Genomic DNA, 17991 nt, shown 5'->3' on the forward strand with positions numbered 1-17991 from the left:
TCGCGACCCCGGCGAGGCCACGACTGTACTGGTCAGCGGATCACCAGAGCTCGTCCGAGGTCTCGTCCCCGTGCACGAGCACCGCCCAGATCACCAGGACGTCGAGGGCGATGACGACCACGCCCCAGATCGGGTACGCGGACAGGAACACCAGCTGCGCCAACGCGTTGAACCCGGCGAGCAGGACGGTGACGACGCGGGCCCACGGCGACCCGGTGAACAACGCGCTCCCCGCGAACACGGCGAGGACCCCGACGATCAGGTGGATCCAGCCCCAGGCGCCGAGATCGAAGACGAGCAGCCCCGACGGGCCGAGCAGGTAGTAGTTCTGTTCGAACAGCGCGACCAGCCCCTCCACCGCGGTGAACAGGCCGGCCATGATGGTGATCGACGCGGCGAACCACACCCAGCCCGATCGCCGCGACGCCCTCGCGGCGTGCTCCGGCGGGGACGACGGGCCGGTACCCGCCGTGGTGGTCCAGTGATGCGCTCTTTCGCTCATGGTCCCTCTTTTCGGAAGCGGGGGCTGCGGACCCGGGCGATCATGGTCGGTCCACCGTGCCGGGGGCCTCGCCCGCGCCAGGTGAGATCAGGGCCGCATCCGCGCCGCACCGCCTCATCCGGCCCGGGCGATGCGGCGGTGGCGCCGCCCGGAGCACAGTGCGGCCTCCGAGCACCGATCCCGACCGAGGAGGACACACCATGAGTTCGCTGACCGTATGGGCCTTTCCCACCGCGGACGGCGCGGAGAACGCGCTCGCGCTGCTGGAACGACTGCAGAAACAACAGCTCATCAAGATCGCCGACGCGGCCTATGTCACCTGGCCCGAGGGCAGGAAGAAGCCGAAGACCAAGGACCTCGGTTCGCTGACCGGCGCCGGCGCGCTCGGCGGCGGGTTCTGGGGACTGCTGTTCGGCCTGATCTTCCTGGTGCCGCTGCTGGGAATGGCCGTCGGCGCGGCGATCGGGGCGTTGACCGGCTCGCTGTCCCGCGTCGGCATCGACGACGATTTCATCGCCGCTGTCCGGGCCAAGGTCACGCCGGGCACGTCCGCGTTGTTCGTGATGGCGGACGGTGCCGTGCTCGACCGGGTGGCCGAGCCGTTCAAGGAGACCGGCGCCGCCTTGGTCACCACGAATCTCACCGACGAGGAAGAGGCGCGGCTGCGTGCCGCGTTCGGCGAGTTCACCCTCCCCGAACGGCTCTGATCCCGCCCGCGGGTTTTCCCGATTCACCTCGCGATCGGGAAAACCCGCGAGGGCAGTTCACGGACCCGGTGCACGGAGTCCACGCGCATCCCCAGTGCTTCGAGCGCGCACAGAATTCGCGAAACGCTTGTTTGCTCGGTCACCGTGCCGAAGACGATCAGCTCGCCGCCGATCGGGACGACGAACATTCCCCGGAAATCGTCTACCGCCCGGTTCGCCTGTTCGGGGATTCGGCCGCTGCCCCGGAAGACGTAATTCATTCCGGCCAACGGGCTCATCGGTTCCCCTTTCCCCGGCCGGCCAGGAACCAGGCCGCCGCCAGTACCACCAGGTCGACCGCCGCCATGATCGAAGACCAGGTGTGCCACGGCAGGAAGAGCAGCCGCGCGAACAGGTCGAGACCGGCCCGCGCGGCGAGCCGGATCGAGGTCACCGAGGTCAGGGTGGCGAGCAGGACGGCGAGCGAGAAGAACCCCGCCTCGGGTCCGACCCGGCCGGTCCCCAGTAGGTCGAGTGCCGCGAACTCGACGGGACCGATCCAGAAGAACTGTGTAGCGACGAATACCGACGTGGGCCGTTTCCGGCCATTCTCTTTTCTCCGGCAATCTCCTCTGGCCATCACGCGGCACACGATTCTGGGTGCGCTCGCCCTTTTCCTCGCCCAGCGCGGGTGAGACCGCCGAATTGCCTGGCAGGATCCGCTCCGACGATGTGAAACTGGCCGCAAAGGAGGCTGGCGCATGATGCAGGATCAGCATATTCCGCCGCGAAGACGGGTCCCGAGGACAAAGGTGACCATCCCCGATCCGCCACCGGATCTCGTTTCCCGGCCACGTTTGCTCGCCGCTCTCGACGAAGCGGGAGAACACGCCTTGGTGTTCGTCGGGGCGCCCGCGGGTCTCGGCAAGACGGTGCTGCTCGCCGAGTGGGCGGCCCGCCGCCGAGGGGCGGTCGCCTGGGTGTCCGCCGACGCGGAGGACGACGACGAACGGCTGTTCTGGTCGGCCGTCCTCGAAGCACTGTGCGGCTGCGCCCGGATCCCGGCGGGGAATCCGCTGCGCTCGCTGGCGGTCCCCGCGTCCCCCGGCACGGACCTCGCCTTCCTGGCCACGATGGCCGACGCGCTGGACACGGTGGACGAACCCGTCCTGCTGGTATTGGACGACGCGCAGGAGATCACCCATCCCGGCACCTGGCGCGGAGTACGCGCGCTCCTGCGGCATCAGCCGTCGGGGCTGCGGCTGGTGATCTCGAGCCGCCGGGAGCCACCGCTGCCGCTGGTGCGCGCCCGGGTCGCGGGTGGGCTTTTCGAAGTGGGCGTGGACCGGTTGCGCTTCTCGCCGGAGGAGGCCGAGGCGCTCATCGCGGCGATCGGGCCGGGTATCCCGCGCCATCAGGTGGGGCTGCTCGTGAGCAGGACGGACGGCTGGCCGGCCGGACTGCGTCTCGCCGCCGCTTCGGCGGCACGTCAAGGAAATCTCGCCGACTTCTTCGCCGGACGGGACCGGGCGGTGCTCGACTACCTGACCGACGAGGTGCTCGCTCCCCTGTCCGCCGTCCACCGGGATCTGCTGCGCGCGATCAGCATCTGCGACGACGTCCCGGCGGGGCTGGCGGCCGCGTTGACGGACCGGCCGGACGCGGAGGCGCTGCTGCGCGAACTCGGTGAACCCGCGCGCGTGGTCCATTCCGCCGGAACCCCTCCGTGCCACCGGGTCCCACCCCTGCTGCGCACCTACCTGCGGGCCGAGTTGCTGCGCCGGGATCCGGACCGGACGAGGTCACTGCACGCCGCGGCGGCGCGCTGGTTCGCCGAACACGACCAGGCCGCCGCCGCGCTGCTGCACAGCGTCCGCTCGGGGAACACCACCCGCGTCGGCGAACTTTCGCGCCGCCACGCGGTGCCGCTGTTCCTCAGCGGTGAGCACAACGTCCTGAGGCTCGCGCTCGCCGTTCTCGGCGAGCGGCGGGCCGTGGCCTCTCCCCTGCTCTCGCTGGTCTCGGCCGCGCTGTATCTGGAACGGGGTGAGCCGACGGCGGCCGAGTCGCAACTGAGCTGCGCGGACGCGGCCTGGCCCGCCGAACCGGAGGCGGAGCTGACCGTGTTGCGGCAACTGGTGCGATCCCGGCTGGCCCAGATCGATCGCGGCCCGGCACAGGCCGTCCGCGCGGCGGAGCAGGTCGACGAGCATCTGGCGGCGGACACCGGCCTCAGCGGGCTCGCGGCCCTGCACCGGGTGGGTGTCCTGACCGCACGCCGTGATCGCGCCTCCGCCCGGGCCGCGCTGGCCCGTGTCGCCGGGTCCGCCGCGAACGCGCGGCACCATTTCCTGGCCACGCAATGCCTTGTCGCGCTGAGCGGGCTGGCCGGGTCGGACGGCGATTACCGCGAAATGGAGGCGCTGGCCCGGCGGGTGCAGGCCCGGCACGCGGCACACGACCCGCATCGCTCGCTCGAAGGTGCGCAGGTGTCCGCTCAGCTCGCTTACGGCTCCTTGCTGCGCGGCGAGGCCGCCGAATGCGTCGGACACGCGAAACAGATCGGCCGGATGCTCGGCGACGCGCCTGCCCGCGCGGCCACGAATCTGGGCCTGATCGCCGAAACCCTGCGTGGCGCGGCGGAATTCGAGCTCGGCGGCTGGCATTCGGGGTTGCGGAGGATGCGCCGCGCACGCACCCGGCTCGGCACCGGGCGGAGTTTCTCCGCCGAACACGCGGCGTGGTGCGCGGTGCTGGAACACCGTGCGGCGCTACGGCTCGGCGCGGCCGATCAAGCGCGGGAGACATTCCGCTGGGCCCAGCCGATCATCGCCGGTTCGGGCGAACTGCTGCTGATGCGGGCCCGGACCCAGCTGCGGCTCGGCAGGCAGGGAGCGGCGAGTGCGGTGCTGCGCTCGTTGTCGGAGGACGGCGCGCCGATGCTGTTGCCGTGGTCGGGCATCGAGGCGTCACTGATCGGCGTGCGGGCGGCGCTCGCGGCCGGGGCACCGGAACGGGCCGTGCGGTCACTGGACGACGCCTTGCGCGCCGCCGAACCCGGCGACGTCCGGTTCCCGTTCGTGTTCGCCCCTTCCGACGTGATCGCGTTCCTGACCGCGCGGCTGGGCAAACTCGGCGCCGGTGAGCGGTTCGCCTGCCAGGTGCTCGCCCGGCGCCGCGAGTCGCGGACCCCGCCGATGCCGGCGCCGCTGACCGAACGGGAACGCAATGTGCTGCGCCTGCTGCCGACCCAGCGGTCGATCGACGAGATCGCCCAGGATCTGACGGTTTCGCCGAACACCGTCAAGACCCATGTCCGCGGCATCTACGCGAAGCTCGACGTCCGCAGCAGGCGTGACGCCGTGGCGATCGCGCTCCGGCGCGGTCTGCTGGACACCGAGTCGTGAGGAGGGAGCATGGCGGCCGGTTGGCGGTTCGTCCATCTCGCGGTGCTGCGGCCGCTGCTCACCGTCACCGCGCTGCTGTGCCTGTACTACCTGCTCCCCGTCGACCAGGGGCCGCGTCCCTGGACGGTGGCCGCCTTCGCCTGCGGCCTCGCGATCGTGGTGCTGGTCGTCGTCGGCGAGGTGCGGATGATCCTGCGCTCGCCGTTCCCCGCCCTGCAGGGGATCCAGGCACTGGCCTTGGTCGTGCCGCTGTTCCTGCTCCTGTTCGCCGACGTCTACTACGTGCTCGGGCAGGACCGGCCCGGTTCGTTCGGCACGGAGCTGACGCGAACCGACGCCCTGTACTTCACGGTCACCATGTTCACGACGGTCGGTTTCGGGGACATCGCACCGGTTTCGGCGACGGCGCGGATCCTCGCGATGATCCAGATGGTGGCGAATCTGCTGCTGCTCGGTATCGCCCTGCGGGTTATCGTGACCGCCGTGCGGCACCGGCGTTCGTCCACAGTGGAACTACCGCGCGGGCAGCAGCAACGCCGCGATCAGGCCGATCACCCCGGTCGCGGTCACCGTCGCGAGTGCCCACGCGAAGCCGTGGCCTGCCGCCCCGGCCAGCACGGAACCCGCGAGCGCCGTCCCCACCGAAGAACCCAGGTTGGACACACCGCGCGAGACCCCCGAGATGTCGCCCTGGGCCGCGTCCGGGCTGCGCGACTGCACCAGGTTCACCGACGCCGTCAGCATGATCCCGACCCCGGCACCGAGCAGGAACAGCCCCGGCACCGTGCTCGCCACCCCTGAATCCGCCCGCACCAGCAGGAGCATGAGCAGCAGCCCGGCGATGGCGAGCACGAAACCACCGCGGATCAGACGGCGCTGCGCGTGCCGCCGGGCCATCCGTCCCGCGGCCGCCGAGGCGGCGAGGATGCCGATCGTGCCGGGTGTCAGCGTCAGCCCGGTTTCGACGGCGTCGTACCCGCGGGCCTGTTGCAGGAAAACGGCGATCACGAAGAAGGAGCCCTGCAGGATCAGCCACTGCACGTGCTGGGTGATCAGGCCGAGCCGGGTGACGCGGTCGCGGAAGAGCGCGGGGGACACCAGCGGTTCGCGGCCGCCCCGTTCCCGCGCGCGGATGTGGAGGTGGAACGCGACCAGGATCGCGGCGCCGAGCCCGATGAGGAACCAGGCCGGGCGCAGCACACCGGCCACGACGAAGAACAGGCCCACCGCCGAAAGCACCGCACCGCCGACGTCGAACGGGGTGCGGGCGGGGGTTTCCGGCGGTTCCGCGATCCGCAGCGCCGGCAGGACGATCACGCCGACGATCAGCACCTGGAGGAGGAACGAGGACCGCCAGCCCAGCCACGTCGTGATCAGCCCGCCGAGGAGCGGACCGGCGGCGGCACCGAGCGCGCCCGCGCCGGAGACCACGCCGAAGCGGCGGGCCCTGGTTTCGATGTCGGGACTGGCGACGGTCACCAGGATGTAGATCGGCGGGATCATCAGCGCCGACCCGACGCCCTGCAGCAGGGAATACCCCAGCACCAAGGCGACCGGCCCGTGCGCGGCCGAGGCGAGCAGCGCACCGGCACCGTAGACGGCGAGGCCGGCCACGAAACACCGCTTGCGCCCCAGGACGTCGGTCAGTTTGCTGCCGGGCACCATCAGCGTCGCCATGGTGAGGGTGAACAACGTGATCGCCGTCTGGACGCCGAGCACCGTCGTGCCGAGATCGGCGGCGAGCACGCTCACGGCCACGGTCATCGTCGTCGCCGCGTAACTGGCGGCGAACTGGGCGAGGGCCAAGGGCGGTACGAGCATCGGCGCGGCCTTCCGGTCGGGGTGCCGCCCACGGTGTCGTGGCCACCACCGGGCCACCTCACCCCGGGCGGATGAGGCGGCGGCCACCCGGCCGGACGACGGTGATCACCGACCGCACCCGATACCCGAGGAGACGCCATGCCCGAAACCGCGATCGCCGACCACGGCCTGATCGGCGACCTGCAGACCGCCGCGCTGGTCACCACCGACGGGTCGATCGACTGGTTCTGCAGTCCGCGTTTCGACGCGCCGTCGGTCTTCGGCGCGCTGCTCGACGACGAACGCGGCGGCCGGTTCCGGATCCGGCCGAGCGGGCCGTACACGAGCAGGCAGATGTACTACCCGGACACCGCGGTCCTGATCACCCGGTTCTCCGGCGCGGACGGGATCGGCGAAGTGGTCGACTTCATGCCCCCGCGTGATGGCGCCGCGACCGCCCGGCACCGGATCGCCCGCCTCGTCCGCTGCGTCCGGGGCAGCGTCACCTTCGAGATGGAGGTCGCGCCCCGGTTCGACTACGGCCGTCGTCCGCACGAGGCGATCCCGTTCGGGCACGGTGTCGTCTTCGTGTCGAGCGAACTGTCGCTGACGTTGCATCCGGTCCGCGAACCCGGCGACGAGCACCTGGCCGAGACGCGGCTCGAAGGCGGCGACGCGCATCTGCGGCTGAGTCTCGCGGCGGGACAGGTCCGGGGCGTCGTCCTCGAAACCGACACCGCGGAACCGCCGCGGGAGATCCGGCTCCGCGAGTTCACCGCTCTCTTCGACGGCACGGTGGGCTGGTGGCGTTCGTGGCTGGCCCGCTCCACCTACCGCGGCCGCTGGCGCGAGATCGTGACCCGCTCGGCGATCACCCTGAAACTGCTCACCTACCGGCCGACCGGTGGGCTGGTCGCCGCGCCGACCCTCGGGCTGCCGGAGGAACTCGGCGGGGAACGGAACTGGGACTACCGCTACACCTGGGTGCGGGACGCGTCGTTCTCGGTCTCCGCGCTGCTGGCGCTCGGTTTCACCGAAGAGGCCGCCCGGTTCGGTGGCTGGCTGGGCGACCGGATCCGCGAAGGCGGCAACGGGGGCGGCGGGCCGCTGGCCGTGCTCTATCGCGTGGACGGCGCGACGGATCTCCGCGAGGAGGACCTCCCGCACTGGTCCGGCTATCGCGGGTCGAGCCCGGTCCGGATCGGCAACGACGCGGCCGGGCAGCTGCAACTGGACATCTACGGCGAGGCGATGGACAGCGTCTACGCCGCCGACCGCGCGGGTTTCGAGCTGCCCCATCGCGGGTGGACCGCGGTCCGCGCGGCGCTCGACTGGCTCGGCGAACACTGGGATCAGCCCGAAGAGGGCATCTGGGAGACCAGGGGCGGCCGCCGGTCCTTCACCTACGGCCGGTTGATGAGCTGGGTCGCCTTCGACCGCGGCCTCCGGATGGCGAGCACCCACGGCCGCCCCGCCCCGGTCGAGGACTGGACGTGGCAGCGCGACAGCATCTACGACCAGATCCTGAACCAGGGCTGGCACCGGACGCGGCAGGCGTTCGTCCAGCACTACACCGGGGACGAACTGGACGCGTCGCTGCTGCGGATGCCCCGCACCGGCTTCCTCCCCTCGCGGGATCCGCTCTGGCTCTCGACGCTCGACGCGATCGGGAAGGATCTGGTCGTCGACAGCCTGGTGCACCGGTACGACCCGGCCGCGTCCCCGGACGGCCTGGCGGGCACGGAAGGCACTTTCTCCTTGTGCAGCTTCGCCTACGTCGACGCGCTGACCCGGGCGAGCAGGCTGGACGAGGCGCGGGCGGCGTTCGAGAAGATGCTGACCTACGCCAACCACGTCGGCCTCTACGCCGAGGAGATCGCGCCCAGCGGCGAACAGCTCGGCAACTTCCCGCAGGCCTTCACCCATCTCGCGCTGATCGACGCGGCGGTCACCCTCGACGCCGCTTTGGGCTGATTGCGCGAAGATGCGGGGATGGGCTACCGGACCTGGATGCGGTACTTCACACCGTCCGCCGTGCACCGACGGCTGGGCCTGGTGTGCCTCGGGGTCGGGCTGCAGCACGGCGCCCTGCCCGCCGTCGGGCCGCGCGTGCTCGACCATTACGTGGCCGTGGTGGTGTCCAAGGGGCGCGGCTGGTTCGCCGTGACGGGCGGGGAACGGCAGGAGGTCGTCGCGCCCGCGTTGCTGTGGCTCGTCCCCGGCGTCGGGCACCACTACGCGCCCGATCCAGCGCACGGCTGGGAAGAATGCTTCGTCGACTTCGACGGCAGTGCCGTGGACGCCTATGTCGAACTCGGTTACGTCACGCCCGCGACGCCGGTGGTGCCGCTGGGCGACGTCGAGGCCGTGCGCGACATCGTGAGCCGGATCGTGCGCTGCGCACGCGGTGGCAGCCCGCTCGCCCAGGTCGACGCCTCGGCGGCCGTGCATCACCTGCTGGTGGCGCTGCGGCGGGCCGCCGACAGCACTCCCGACGACGGCCCCCTGTTGGAGGCGCTGGCGCAGGACGCGCTGCTGCCGCTCAGCGTCGCGGAGATCGCGGCCCGGCGCGGGATGACGCTGCCCGAACTCCGCACCGCCGTGCGCCGGAGCACCGAGACGGGACTGAAGGATCACCTGCTGACCCTCCGCCTCAACCGCGCCAAGGAACTCCTCGCCACCACACGGATGCCGGTGCAGGAGGTGGCGCAGGCGATCGGGTACGAGGACGCCGCGTACTTCAGCAGGCTCTTCACCCGCCGGGCCGGCGTCTCCCCCGCGCGCTTCCGCGAGTCGCGCGTCCAGGCCGTGCCCGGCGGCTGGAGTTCGCGCGTTCCCCCGGCCGACGACCCGCCGCTGGTACCCGACTGACCGCCTTGGACTTCCGTATCGGACCGCTTGGACTTTCCGCGCAATAAGTGCATGGCCGACGCTTGAAGTTGACTGAAAGCGTTGACTTACGCGCAATTACGTTCATAACATCGGCGACCGCCCCGCCAACTGTGGTGCGGGTCACCCTTGGGAGAGAGTCATGCGGACCCTGCCTCTTCTCGGCGCCGCGGCCTTGGCCGTGGCGGCGACCACGGTGGTACCGGTGTCGTCCGACGCCGCGCCGCCGGACGCGACGTACACCATCACGGTCGACGCCAAGAAGTCGTTCAGCCCGACCACCGACACCCCGGCGAGTACCTATGTCGACAAGGACGGCACGTTCTACTTCCAGCAGGCGGCCGCGCTCTACGGCGCGGACCAGCCGCGGGAATGGGACTTCTACAGCGGACGCGATTTCGACAGCTTCACCAAGAACCCGATCAGCTCGGCGGTGAACCCGGCGAATCCCGCCGACCGCAACGACGACACCACCTGGCGCTGCAACAACAGCCCCACCGGCAAGGAATCCACCGACCCGCCCGCCGGTTCCGGCTACTCGCAGCGCAATTTCTGCGACCTTGTCGGCACGTGGGTCGATCCGGACACCGGCGACTGGTACGGCCTGATCCACAACGAGTTCACCCCCGAACCGTTCGGCGCGTACTCGTTCTCGCACTACGACGCGATCGACATGGCCGTCTCGAAGGACCAGGGCAGGACCTGGACCATCAAGGACCACGCGATCACTTCGCCGTACAGCACGAAACGCGGTGACACGGCGGCGTTCCCGCATCAGACGTTCGACTACGGCGACGGCGACCCGCGCCTGTTCGTCGACACCGCCTCCGGCTACTTCTACGTCTACTACGGCTCGCGCATCGTGCCGAAGGCCGGTGCCGGCGGCCCGATGACCGGGCTGGCCCACGTCGCGCGTTCGCCGATCTCGGCCAAGATGGCGTCCGGCTCGTGGCAGAAGTGGTTCGACGGCGGCTGGAGCCAGCCCGGCGTCGGCGGTCGCGAGAGCAACATGGTCCCCGTGTCCGCCGCGGGCGACACCGGCTACACACCCGTCGCGGACGACTACGACCCGGCCAACCCCGGCAACGTCACCCAGCAGATCGCCGCGGGACAGCTGCCGAAGAAGTCGGATCTGTTCATCATGAACATCGCCTACAACGCGCATCTCGGGCTCTACATCGGCGCGCCGGAGGCCGTGGACAGCGTCGTCCCCCAGCGCTACTACGTGACCGACGATCTGACCACGCAGAAATGGCGCCTCATCGGCGACACCGGGAGCTACACCAACCAGTCGTGGTACCGCTGGTTCGTCGACGCGGCGAACAAGACGAACTCGACCATCATCGGCAAGCAGTTCCGGTCGTACTGCGCGGTGGCCTGCTCGAACAACGCGGGCGGCGAGTACACCACGCAGACCATCACGTCGTCCGCGCCCGCACCGTCCCCTGTGGACACTTCCCGCAAGTACCGGATCGGCCTCGGTGACGGCCGGGTTCTCGCGCAGGGCACCGGAACCGCGACGACGTCGGTCACGACCACGACCGGATCCGACCGCGAAGCGTGGCAGTTCACCTCCGACGGCGACGGTTCGTATCGCATCGCCAACGCCGCCACGGGCCAGCTCCTCGGCGTCGACGCCGTACAGGCCGGCCGGGCGTGGGGCGCGAAACCGACCGTCACGTCGGCTTCGACGGTCGGACAGCAGTGGTTCGTCATCCCGTCCACTGTGGACAAGGGCACCTTCCGGCTGGTGAACCGCTACAGCGGCCTCGTGCTCGGCCTGTCCGGCAAGGCGTCACGCCTGGCGGAGACCACCCCGCTGCGATCCTGGACCGACACCACCGGGAACGCCGTCGGCGGCGGCCGGACCGCGGCCGAGCAGACGCTGAAGTTCACCGACGCCGGCGCGGGCACTCTCGGCGGCGTCCACACCCTGGCCGCGTCCGGCAAGAACCTCGACGACCCGGACTCCTCGACCACCGCCGGAACCCCGCTGGTCACCTGGACGCCGAACAGCGGCGCCAACCAGAAGTGGCTGTTCACCAGGCAGTCCGACGGTTCCTACACGCTGACCAACGCGCATTCGAAACTGTGCGCCGACGTCGAAGGCGGGGCCACCACCGCGGGCGCGCGCGTCATCCAGTGGACGTGCACCGGCGGGGCCAACCAGCGCTGGAACGCGACGAAACAGCCCAACGGCACCTACAAGATCGCCAGTGTCCGCTCGGGCCTGCTGCTGACCACAGCGTCCACTTCGGACGGTGCGGCCGTGACGCAACAGGCCGACACGGGCTCCGCGCTGCAAGCGTGGGCCATCGGCTGAGCCAGGGTGGCCCGCTCTCCGGGGCGGGCCACCCGGGTTGCGTTTGTGTGGCACATCACACCCTCACTGCACGTCCCTGATCCGCAACCGTCTCCCTTCATGAGAGCACTTTCGGTGAAAAGTTCACCGGAGGCTGGGAGGGAGAACACCATGAAGCACACCGGCATCATCCGCACCACCACCATCACCGGCGTCGTCGCGGCGCTGAGCCTGGCCGCCGTCGTCCCGGCGCTGGCGAGCGCGCCTTCCGCCGACCCGGTCACCACCGTGGCCGACCTCGACGGCGACGGGGAGATCGAGACCGTCACCGCGCAGCTCACCGGCCCCGGCGACCAGGTCGTCTCGGCCACCGTGCACGGCACCTTCACCTCGATCCACCTCGGCGCCGACAGCTCCGTCCCGCTCGCGGCCCCGCGCGTCACCGATCTCAACGGCGACGGCCGCGCGGAACTGATCGTCACCCAATCCGTCGGCGCCAACACCACGTTCTTCACCGCGCTGCACTACGACGGCCGCGACCTCGCCCAGGTCGTCGGCAACGACGACAAGCCGCTGTCCGTCGCCGAAGGCGGTGGCGTCGCCGCCCACCTGGGTTACCAGTGCACTCCGCTCGACGGCGGCGGCCGCACCTTCGAAACCGTCGCGGCCGAGGCCGACGACGTCGGCGCCGACCCGCTCACCTACTCGGGCACGCGCACCGTGTACACCCTGCGCGACGGCGCGCTGACCACCCAGAAGACCATCCCGATCACGAACCGTCCGGTGACCGGCCCGGTGCTGGGCACCGACGCCGCGAGCTGCGACCAGACCGGCGCCTGACGGCTTCTCGCCCCCAAGCGCGTGAAGGCCCCCTTCCCTCGGCTGAGCCGAGGGAAGGGGGCCTTCACGCGCAATTAGGCGACTAAGGCGCGTAGGTCAGGCAGTTGGCGGCGTGGTCACCCTCGCCCGGTCCCACCCGGACACTCGAAGCGGTGCATTCCAGCGCGGAATTGTGGCGGCAGTCGGACCTGGAGCAGGCTCCGACCTGCGCGGTCACCCGGTCGAGTCCGCCCTTGGTATTGAGCGGGACGAACGTTCCGCAATCGGCCGATCCGTTGCCGCCGCCCACCGTGATGGCGAAGGCGTGACAGCCGTCGTGGTTGTACGAGCATCCGCTGACCGTGCATTCGTGGACGGCGGGCATTTCGGTGGTGGTCATAACGACTCCTGTACTTCGTGGTGGTGGTGTCGTTCGGTATGACCAGGGTTACACCGGCCCGGTGCGGCGGCAATTCGGGGAAATTCATTCACGTCCGGCGAGCAGCCGGTCCAGCCAGGAATCCCGGGCGGCGAGACACGATCGGGCGACGGCCGTTTCCGGTGCCAAATCGTAGAAGCCGTGGAAAGCGCCGCCCCACACGTGCAATTCCGCCTCTCCCCCGGCCGCCCAGATCGCGCTCGCGTACGCCACGGCCTCGTCGCGGAACACCTCGGCGGCGGCGACGTCGATGAACGTCGGCGGAAGTCCGCTGAGATCCGTCGCGCGGGCCGGGGCGGCATACGGCGAGACGTCGGGGCCGCCTCGCCGGTCGCCGAGGACCATCGTCCACGCCGTCAGGTTGCTGGTCCGGTCCCAGACGCCGACGCCGTCGTACCGGCGCGCGGACCCGGTGTCGTTCCGGTCGTCGATCATCGGGCACTGGAGCAGTTGCCCGCACAGCGCCGGCCCGCCGCGGTCGCGCGCCAGCAGCGTGACCCCGGCGGCGAGACCGCCTCCGCCGCTGCCGCCGAAGATGACCAGCTTGCCCGGGTCGAAGCCCAGCTCGTCCGCGTGCGCGGCCATCCACTCCAGCCCGGCGTAGCAGTCCTCCACCGGCACCGGATCCGGATGTTCGGGTGCGCGGCGGAATTCGACGGTGACCGCGACGGCGTCGTATTTCATCGCCCATTCGACGAGCGGCCCCACCGACGCGAACCGGTCGCCCATCACCATCCCGCCGCCGTGCACGTGGTAGATCCCCGGCCCGCCGCCGCGATGATCCCGGCGCGCGATGACCGAGACGGTGATCTCCGCGCCGCCGTATCCGGGGATCGTGTGATCGGTCCAGGTGACCTGGCGGTCGCCGATCTGTTCTTCGATCGTCGGGAACGGCAGTGCCCGGTACCGCTCCAGCTGATCCGCCGTCATGCCGACCGGCACGTTCCCCTTCAGCGCGGGCAGTACGGCGGCGAGTTCGTAATCGTATGCGGGTTCCACCATCCGTGTGAGCCTAGAGGTCGACGTCCAGCCGCGAAGCCGCACGTGAGACACAGCAGTACATCCGCCCGTCCGGCGCCCCGATGTCGTCGCGGTGCTCCGGTTCCCCGCCGACGACGCCGATCTCGCAGCTCCCGCAAACGCCCTCACGGCACCCGGACGGGATCCGGAAGCCCGCGTGATTCAAGGCGTCCAGGAGCGACTCCTCCGCGGTGACCGGCACCGTCCGGCCCGAGCGGACACAACGCACTTCGAACGGCACGTCGGGCCCGAATTCCTTGACCACCGGCCGAAAGCGTTCGAGGTGCAGGCGGTCCGCGGGGAACGCCGCCTCGGCCGCGTCGAGCATCGGCGCGGGGCCGCAGCAGTAGACCAGCGCGTCCGGGCCGAGTTCGGCCGCCAGCGCGGCGAAGTCCGGCCTGCCGCCCGCGTGCAGACGCACCCGGTCGCCGTATTCCGCCTTGAGTTCGGCGGCGAACGGCATGGTCGCTTCGGACCGGCCCACGTACACCAACCTGGCCGAGTCACCCGCCGCCGCGAGCATCGGCAAGAGGGGCGTGATGCCGATCCCGCCCGCGATGAACAGGTACTCCGGGGCGGGCAGCAACGGGAAGTTGTTGCGCGGCAACGAGACGTCGAGGGTCCGGCCAGCGCGCAGGAACAGGTGGACGTACTCCGAACCGCCCCGGCTCAGCCGGTCGTGGCGGACGGCGACCCGGTAACTGCCGCGATCGGCCGGGTCCCCGCACAGGGAGTACTGCCGGGTCAGCCAGTTCGGCAGGGACAGGTCGACATGCGCGCCCGGCTCCCAGGGTGCCAAGGGGCCGTCGGCTCCGCGCAGCACGAGCGAGACGACACCCTCGGCGACCGGATCCACGCGGTCGAGCACGGTCTTCTGCATCAACGGGATCACCTCAGTACAACTGCCGGTAGCCGGTTTCGAGCATGGTCTGCAGCACCGCGGGATCGACGCCGGGACCCATCTGCTCGGCGGCGACCTCGCCGACGGACGGCAATTCGTCCGCCAGCGCCTGACTCGCGGGATCCCAGAGCCGGGACCGGATCAGCGCGCGGCCGCAGTGGAAGAAGGTCTCCTCCACCTCGACGATGATCGCCAGCACCGCCGGTTTGCCCTCGGTGCGCATCCTGGCGAGCACGTCCGGCTCGTCGGTGGGATAGGCGCGACCGTTGACCCGGAACACCTCCCGCACGCCGGGGACCACGAACATCAGGCCGATCCCGTCGTTCTCCGCGAGATTGCGGAAGGAATCGGCGAGTTTGTTGCCCGGCCGGTCGGGGATCGCCAGGGTGCGCTCGTCGAGCACCTTGACGAAGCCGGGGTAGTCGCCGCGCGGTGAGCAGTCGGGCAGGCCCGTCGCGTCCGACGTCGCCATCGCCACGAACGGGGCATGGGCGATGAACCGGTGGCCGTGCCGGTCGATCCGGTGGTGGACCTTGGCCTCGATCATGGCCTCCGGCTCCCCCAGCCGGGCACGGACCTCCTCGGGCGAAAGCCGGCGCGGACGCGTCTCTGTGCTGGTCATGGCACAATTATGAGCAATTGTTCAGTCTGCTCGCTACTCGCTTTCGCGCCGCTTCACCGGGAGTGTCATGACGTCGGAGCAACGACGGCTTCAGCCACGTAAACAGCCGCGCCAGGTCCGGGCCGAGCTCACCAGGCAGCGCATCCTCACCGCGGCTGCTCACGTTTTCGCCGAGTACGGGTACGCCGCGGGGACGACGAACCGGATCGCCGAACGGGCCCGGATCTCGATCGGTTCGCTGTATCAGTACTACCCGAACAAGGACGCGATCCTGGCCGAGTTGCTGACCCGCCACCTCGACGGCGACCGGGCGACCGAGACGCTGCGCCGCTACAAGGAGTCGCCGGAGCCACTCGAGACGGTGATCCGGGATTTCGTGCACACGGTGATCGAGAACCATCTCGACGATCCGCGGCTGCTGCAGATCATGATCGAGCAGGCGCCCCGCTCCGGCGAACTGCTGGAACGGATCACCCGGCTGGAATGGGAGATGATCGGCGATCTGCGGGACCTGCTCCACGGCCATCCCGAGGTTCGCGTGGCGGACAAGGAGACCGCGGCCCGGCTCGTCGCGTCGACCGTGGAGCTGACCGTGCACCAGCTCATCGCCGCGCCCGGCTCCATCGACGTCACGCGGCTCGAGAACGAGCTCGTGGCGATGATCACCGGCTATCTCCGCGCCTGATTTCCGGGGGTTGACCAGGCGATGAGCGGGTATCCACGGGTGTGAGCCGACTTGGGGACAGCCTGCGCGGCCTCACCGCCCGGTGGCGGCGGCGAGGCGGCGCACTCGCGCTGATCTGGACACTGATCACCTTCGGCCTGGTCACGATGCTGTGGATGTCCGGCTTCCGCGCCTGGCCGGTGTACCTGACCGCGGCGCCGGGCGCCGTCGTCACCGTCCTGCTGTGGATCGGTGTCGCGCGCACTCGCCGCCGGAGGGTCGTCGAGAAACAGCCGAGCGGTTGAGCTACTTCGTCGCGCGCATGGCCAGCTGGTCGAACTCGCGATCCGGCAGCGTCCTGTTGAGCTCCAGGAGCTGCTCGGCGAGGTGACCGACGGCGTACCGCGTCTCCGGCTTCCCGTCCTCGATGGCGCGGCGGATGGCGTCCACGACCACGGACGGGTCGGAGCCGTCGCTGAGCCCGGTTTCCCCGTGCCGCGCCATGGCTTCCGCCATTTCCCGATACGCCCCTCGGCCGGAGTTCTCCCGCAGCTGAGCGGAAGTCTGGTCCTCGAATTCGGTTTTGATGATGCCCGGCTGGATGATGACGACGTCGATGCCGAAGGGCCCGACCTCCATCCGAAGCGTGTCGGAAAAGGCTTCGAGGGCGTGCTTCGACGCGTAGTACCAAGCGCCGAACGGCAAGGCGATCTCGCCGCCGATCGACGAGACGTTGACGATCGTGCCGGATCGCTGAGCCCGCATGGCAGGCAAGACGAGCTGTACGAGCCTCGCCGGCGCGAGCAGATTGACTTCGAGCTGGTCACGCGCGCTGTCGAGCGGCACGTCCTCGACGGCCCCGTGCAGCACGGTCCCCGCGTTGTTGACCAGGACGTCGATCCGTTGCCGTTCTTCGAGAACGGTGCCGACCGCCTGGCGGAGATCGTCCTCGTTCCTGGCGTCCATCTTCAGCACCTGGCCGCCCGCCTCGCGCAGGTCGTCCATCTTCTCCACGCGCCTCGCGGCGCCGTAGACGATGTGCCCGGCGCGCAGGAGGTCCAGCGCGGTGGCGTGGCCGATCCCCGACGAAGCACCGGTGACCAGGCATACCTTGGCCGTCATTTCGGACACCCTTCTGAGTTTTTCGGTCACGACGAAACGGTAGGCTCGTTTTTCTTTCTCCTGCAACACAGAACGGGGAATCGATGCAATGACCATGCGGCTGAATGCACCGGGGGACGGATGCCCGGGAACCGCCTGACCCGCGACGAGCGCGGGCAGATCGCGGCGGGCCTGTCGGCGGGGCTCGCCTACGCCGAAATCGCCCGCCGGATGGAACGTCCCAAATCGACCGTGATCCGGGAGGTGGCCCGCAATGGCGGCGCCCACGGCTACGGGGCGGATCAGGCGCAGCAGGCGACGCGATGGCGGGCGCGCCGCCGCAAACCCGGCCCGCCGCCGGGCACCCCTCGGCCCCCGGAAACGCTGCGGGATTTCGAAACCGAATTCGCCGAAACGATGGCCGCGACCGGCGTCCCGGCCATGATGGCCAGGGTCCTGGCGTGCCTGTTCACCGCGGACACCGGTGGCGGTGCCGCCGCCGAACTGGTCGCCAGGCTGGAGGTCAGTCCCGCGTCGGTGTCCAAGGCCGTCGGCTGGCTCGAACAACGCGGCCTGATCACCCGCGAGCGTGAAGGCAGGCGGCAGCGATACGTCATCGACGACGACTTCGGCTACCGCGCCTGGCAGACGAGTCTCGAAGCGATGACCCAATGGGCGGAGGTCACCCGCCGAGGCGCCGCCCTGCTCGACGGCCCGGCAGGCGCCCGGCTGGACGCCACCAGCCGGTTCTTCCGGCATCTGCGCGAGGACATGGGCGAGGCGGCCGAACACTGGCGGCGGACCGGCCCGCGCTGACGGGGCGGGCGACCGAAGCCGCC

18 protein-coding genes and 1 pseudogene are annotated in these 17991 nt (G+C 70.2%); 10 read left to right on the forward strand and 9 right to left on the reverse strand.

From position 1 onward, the window contains the following. Positions 1-40: 40 nt before the first annotated feature. Positions 41-502 (reverse strand): hypothetical protein, encoded by a 462-nt coding sequence (locus DMC61_RS18140; RefSeq protein ID WP_125690269.1) that lies wholly within the window; start codon positions 500-502, stop codon positions 41-43. Positions 503-702: 200 nt separating this feature from the next. Between DMC61_RS18140 and DMC61_RS18145 the strand changes: the two genes are divergently transcribed. Further along, on the forward strand, positions 703-1209 hold the full coding sequence (locus DMC61_RS18145) for a DUF1269 domain-containing protein (RefSeq protein ID WP_125690270.1): 507 nt from the start codon (positions 703-705) through the stop codon (positions 1207-1209). 23 nt (positions 1210-1232) lie between these two features. Here DMC61_RS18145 and DMC61_RS18150 read toward each other — a convergent pair whose 3' ends face one another. Beyond that, a complete protein-coding gene (locus DMC61_RS18150) occupies positions 1233-1487 on the reverse strand; it encodes a hypothetical protein (RefSeq protein WP_233594849.1) in 255 nt (84 codons plus the stop codon). Further along, positions 1484-1828 (reverse strand): hypothetical protein, encoded by a 345-nt coding sequence (locus DMC61_RS18155; RefSeq protein ID WP_125690474.1) that lies wholly within the window; start codon positions 1826-1828, stop codon positions 1484-1486. Before DMC61_RS18155 ends, DMC61_RS18150 begins: the two co-directional genes overlap by 4 nt. A gap of 172 nt (positions 1829-2000) precedes the next feature. On the opposite strand from DMC61_RS18155, the gene DMC61_RS18160 reads away from it, so the two are divergent. Next, entirely contained in the window at positions 2001-4595 is a 2595-nt protein-coding gene (locus tag DMC61_RS18160; protein WP_370456416.1) for a LuxR C-terminal-related transcriptional regulator, read from the forward strand. Between the two features lie 186 nt (positions 4596-4781). Then, positions 4782-5021 (forward strand): annotated as a pseudogene (locus tag DMC61_RS41665) (potassium channel family protein); the annotation flags it as partial. Positions 5022-5108: 87 nt separating this feature from the next. Here the strand turns inward: DMC61_RS41665 and DMC61_RS18170 are convergent. Next, positions 5109-6416, reverse strand: a complete 1308-nt coding sequence (locus DMC61_RS18170; protein WP_125690271.1) for an MFS transporter — start codon at positions 6414-6416, stop codon at positions 5109-5111. Positions 6417-6554: 138 nt separating this feature from the next. On the opposite strand from DMC61_RS18170, the gene DMC61_RS18175 reads away from it, so the two are divergent. The 4 genes from DMC61_RS18175 to DMC61_RS18190 all read left to right on the forward strand — a co-directional run bounded on the left by DMC61_RS18175 (position 6555) and on the right by DMC61_RS18190 (position 12426). Next, a complete protein-coding gene (locus tag DMC61_RS18175) occupies positions 6555-8369 on the forward strand; it encodes a glycoside hydrolase family 15 protein (RefSeq protein WP_125690272.1) in 1815 nt (604 codons plus the stop codon). Between the two features lie 18 nt (positions 8370-8387). Further along, positions 8388-9266 (forward strand): AraC family transcriptional regulator, encoded by an 879-nt coding sequence (locus DMC61_RS18180; RefSeq protein ID WP_125690273.1) that lies wholly within the window; start codon positions 8388-8390, stop codon positions 9264-9266. 160 nt (positions 9267-9426) lie between these two features. Then, a complete protein-coding gene (locus DMC61_RS18185) occupies positions 9427-11607 on the forward strand; it encodes an RICIN domain-containing protein (RefSeq protein WP_125690274.1) in 2181 nt (726 codons plus the stop codon). A 150-nt stretch (positions 11608-11757) separates the two neighbouring features. Further along, positions 11758-12426 carry a VCBS repeat-containing protein gene (locus DMC61_RS18190; protein ID WP_125690275.1) on the forward strand — a complete coding sequence of 223 codons (669 nt, stop codon included), beginning with the start codon at positions 11758-11760 and terminating at the stop codon, positions 12424-12426. Between the two features lie 82 nt (positions 12427-12508). On the opposite strand, the gene DMC61_RS18195 is transcribed toward DMC61_RS18190, so the two are convergent. From DMC61_RS18195 to DMC61_RS18210, 4 genes are all read right to left on the reverse strand, one after another. Continuing rightward, on the reverse strand, positions 12509-12805 hold the full coding sequence (locus DMC61_RS18195; RefSeq protein WP_016331847.1) for a DUF1540 domain-containing protein: 297 nt from the start codon (positions 12803-12805) through the stop codon (positions 12509-12511). An 84-nt stretch (positions 12806-12889) separates the two neighbouring features. Beyond that, positions 12890-13846 (reverse strand): alpha/beta hydrolase, encoded by a 957-nt coding sequence (locus DMC61_RS18200; RefSeq protein ID WP_125690276.1) that lies wholly within the window; start codon positions 13844-13846, stop codon positions 12890-12892. Positions 13847-13856: 10 nt separating this feature from the next. Continuing rightward, positions 13857-14744 carry a PDR/VanB family oxidoreductase gene (locus DMC61_RS18205; RefSeq protein WP_125690476.1) on the reverse strand — a complete coding sequence of 296 codons (888 nt, stop codon included), beginning with the start codon at positions 14742-14744 and terminating at the stop codon, positions 13857-13859. A gap of 13 nt (positions 14745-14757) precedes the next feature. Further along, on the reverse strand, positions 14758-15387 hold the full coding sequence (locus DMC61_RS18210) for an MSMEG_1061 family FMN-dependent PPOX-type flavoprotein (RefSeq protein WP_125690277.1): 630 nt from the start codon (positions 15385-15387) through the stop codon (positions 14758-14760). A gap of 67 nt (positions 15388-15454) precedes the next feature. On the opposite strand from DMC61_RS18210, the gene DMC61_RS18215 reads away from it, so the two are divergent. After that, positions 15455-16072 carry a TetR/AcrR family transcriptional regulator gene (locus DMC61_RS18215; RefSeq protein ID WP_125690278.1) on the forward strand — a complete coding sequence of 206 codons (618 nt, stop codon included), beginning with the start codon at positions 15455-15457 and terminating at the stop codon, positions 16070-16072. 41 nt (positions 16073-16113) lie between these two features. Next, entirely contained in the window at positions 16114-16356 is a 243-nt protein-coding gene (locus DMC61_RS18220; RefSeq protein WP_233594850.1) for a hypothetical protein, read from the forward strand. A gap of 1 nt (position 16357) precedes the next feature. Here the strand turns inward: DMC61_RS18220 and DMC61_RS18225 are convergent, their stop codons facing one another. Then, positions 16358-17173, reverse strand: a complete 816-nt coding sequence (locus DMC61_RS18225) for an oxidoreductase (RefSeq protein WP_125690279.1) — start codon at positions 17171-17173, stop codon at positions 16358-16360. A gap of 120 nt (positions 17174-17293) precedes the next feature. Between DMC61_RS18225 and DMC61_RS18230 the strand changes: the two genes are divergently transcribed. Next, positions 17294-17968 (forward strand): helix-turn-helix domain-containing protein, encoded by a 675-nt coding sequence (locus DMC61_RS18230; RefSeq protein WP_125690280.1) that lies wholly within the window; start codon positions 17294-17296, stop codon positions 17966-17968. Positions 17969-17991: the final 23 nt, after the last annotated feature.

Source organism: Amycolatopsis sp. WAC 04169 (assembly GCF_003947535.1).
Taxonomy (GTDB): domain Bacteria; phylum Actinomycetota; class Actinomycetes; order Mycobacteriales; family Pseudonocardiaceae; genus Amycolatopsis; species Amycolatopsis keratiniphila.

Excerpts from the sequence above, each read along its gene's own strand:
- DMC61_RS18170 (WP_125690271.1), bottom strand. The coding sequence starts at position 6,416 with ATGCTCGTACCGCCCTTGGCCCTCGCCCAGTTCGCCGCCAGTTACGCG.
- DMC61_RS18205 (WP_125690476.1), bottom strand. The coding sequence starts at position 14,744 with ATGCAGAAGACCGTGCTCGACCGCGTGGATCCGGTCGCCGAGGGTGTC.
- DMC61_RS18140 (WP_125690269.1), bottom strand. The coding sequence starts at position 502 with ATGAGCGAAAGAGCGCATCACTGGACCACCACGGCGGGTACCGGCCCG.
- DMC61_RS18185 (WP_125690274.1), top strand. The coding sequence starts at position 9,427 with ATGCGGACCCTGCCTCTTCTCGGCGCCGCGGCCTTGGCCGTGGCGGCG.
- DMC61_RS18210 (WP_125690277.1), bottom strand. The coding sequence starts at position 15,387 with ATGACCAGCACAGAGACGCGTCCGCGCCGGCTTTCGCCCGAGGAGGTC.
- DMC61_RS18155 (WP_125690474.1), bottom strand. The coding sequence starts at position 1,828 with ATGGCCAGAGGAGATTGCCGGAGAAAAGAGAATGGCCGGAAACGGCCC.
- DMC61_RS18195 (WP_016331847.1), bottom strand. The coding sequence starts at position 12,805 with ATGACCACCACCGAAATGCCCGCCGTCCACGAATGCACGGTCAGCGGA.
- DMC61_RS18215 (WP_125690278.1), top strand. The coding sequence starts at position 15,455 with ATGACGTCGGAGCAACGACGGCTTCAGCCACGTAAACAGCCGCGCCAG.
- DMC61_RS18190 (WP_125690275.1), top strand. The coding sequence starts at position 11,758 with ATGAAGCACACCGGCATCATCCGCACCACCACCATCACCGGCGTCGTC.
- DMC61_RS18200 (WP_125690276.1), bottom strand. The coding sequence starts at position 13,846 with ATGGTGGAACCCGCATACGATTACGAACTCGCCGCCGTACTGCCCGCG.
- DMC61_RS18150 (WP_233594849.1), bottom strand. The coding sequence starts at position 1,487 with ATGAGCCCGTTGGCCGGAATGAATTACGTCTTCCGGGGCAGCGGCCGA.
- DMC61_RS18230 (WP_125690280.1), top strand. The coding sequence starts at position 17,294 with ATGCCCGGGAACCGCCTGACCCGCGACGAGCGCGGGCAGATCGCGGCG.
- DMC61_RS18175 (WP_125690272.1), top strand. The coding sequence starts at position 6,555 with ATGCCCGAAACCGCGATCGCCGACCACGGCCTGATCGGCGACCTGCAG.
- DMC61_RS18145 (WP_125690270.1), top strand. The coding sequence starts at position 703 with ATGAGTTCGCTGACCGTATGGGCCTTTCCCACCGCGGACGGCGCGGAG.
- DMC61_RS18225 (WP_125690279.1), bottom strand. The coding sequence starts at position 17,173 with ATGACGGCCAAGGTATGCCTGGTCACCGGTGCTTCGTCGGGGATCGGC.
- DMC61_RS18180 (WP_125690273.1), top strand. The coding sequence starts at position 8,388 with ATGGGCTACCGGACCTGGATGCGGTACTTCACACCGTCCGCCGTGCAC.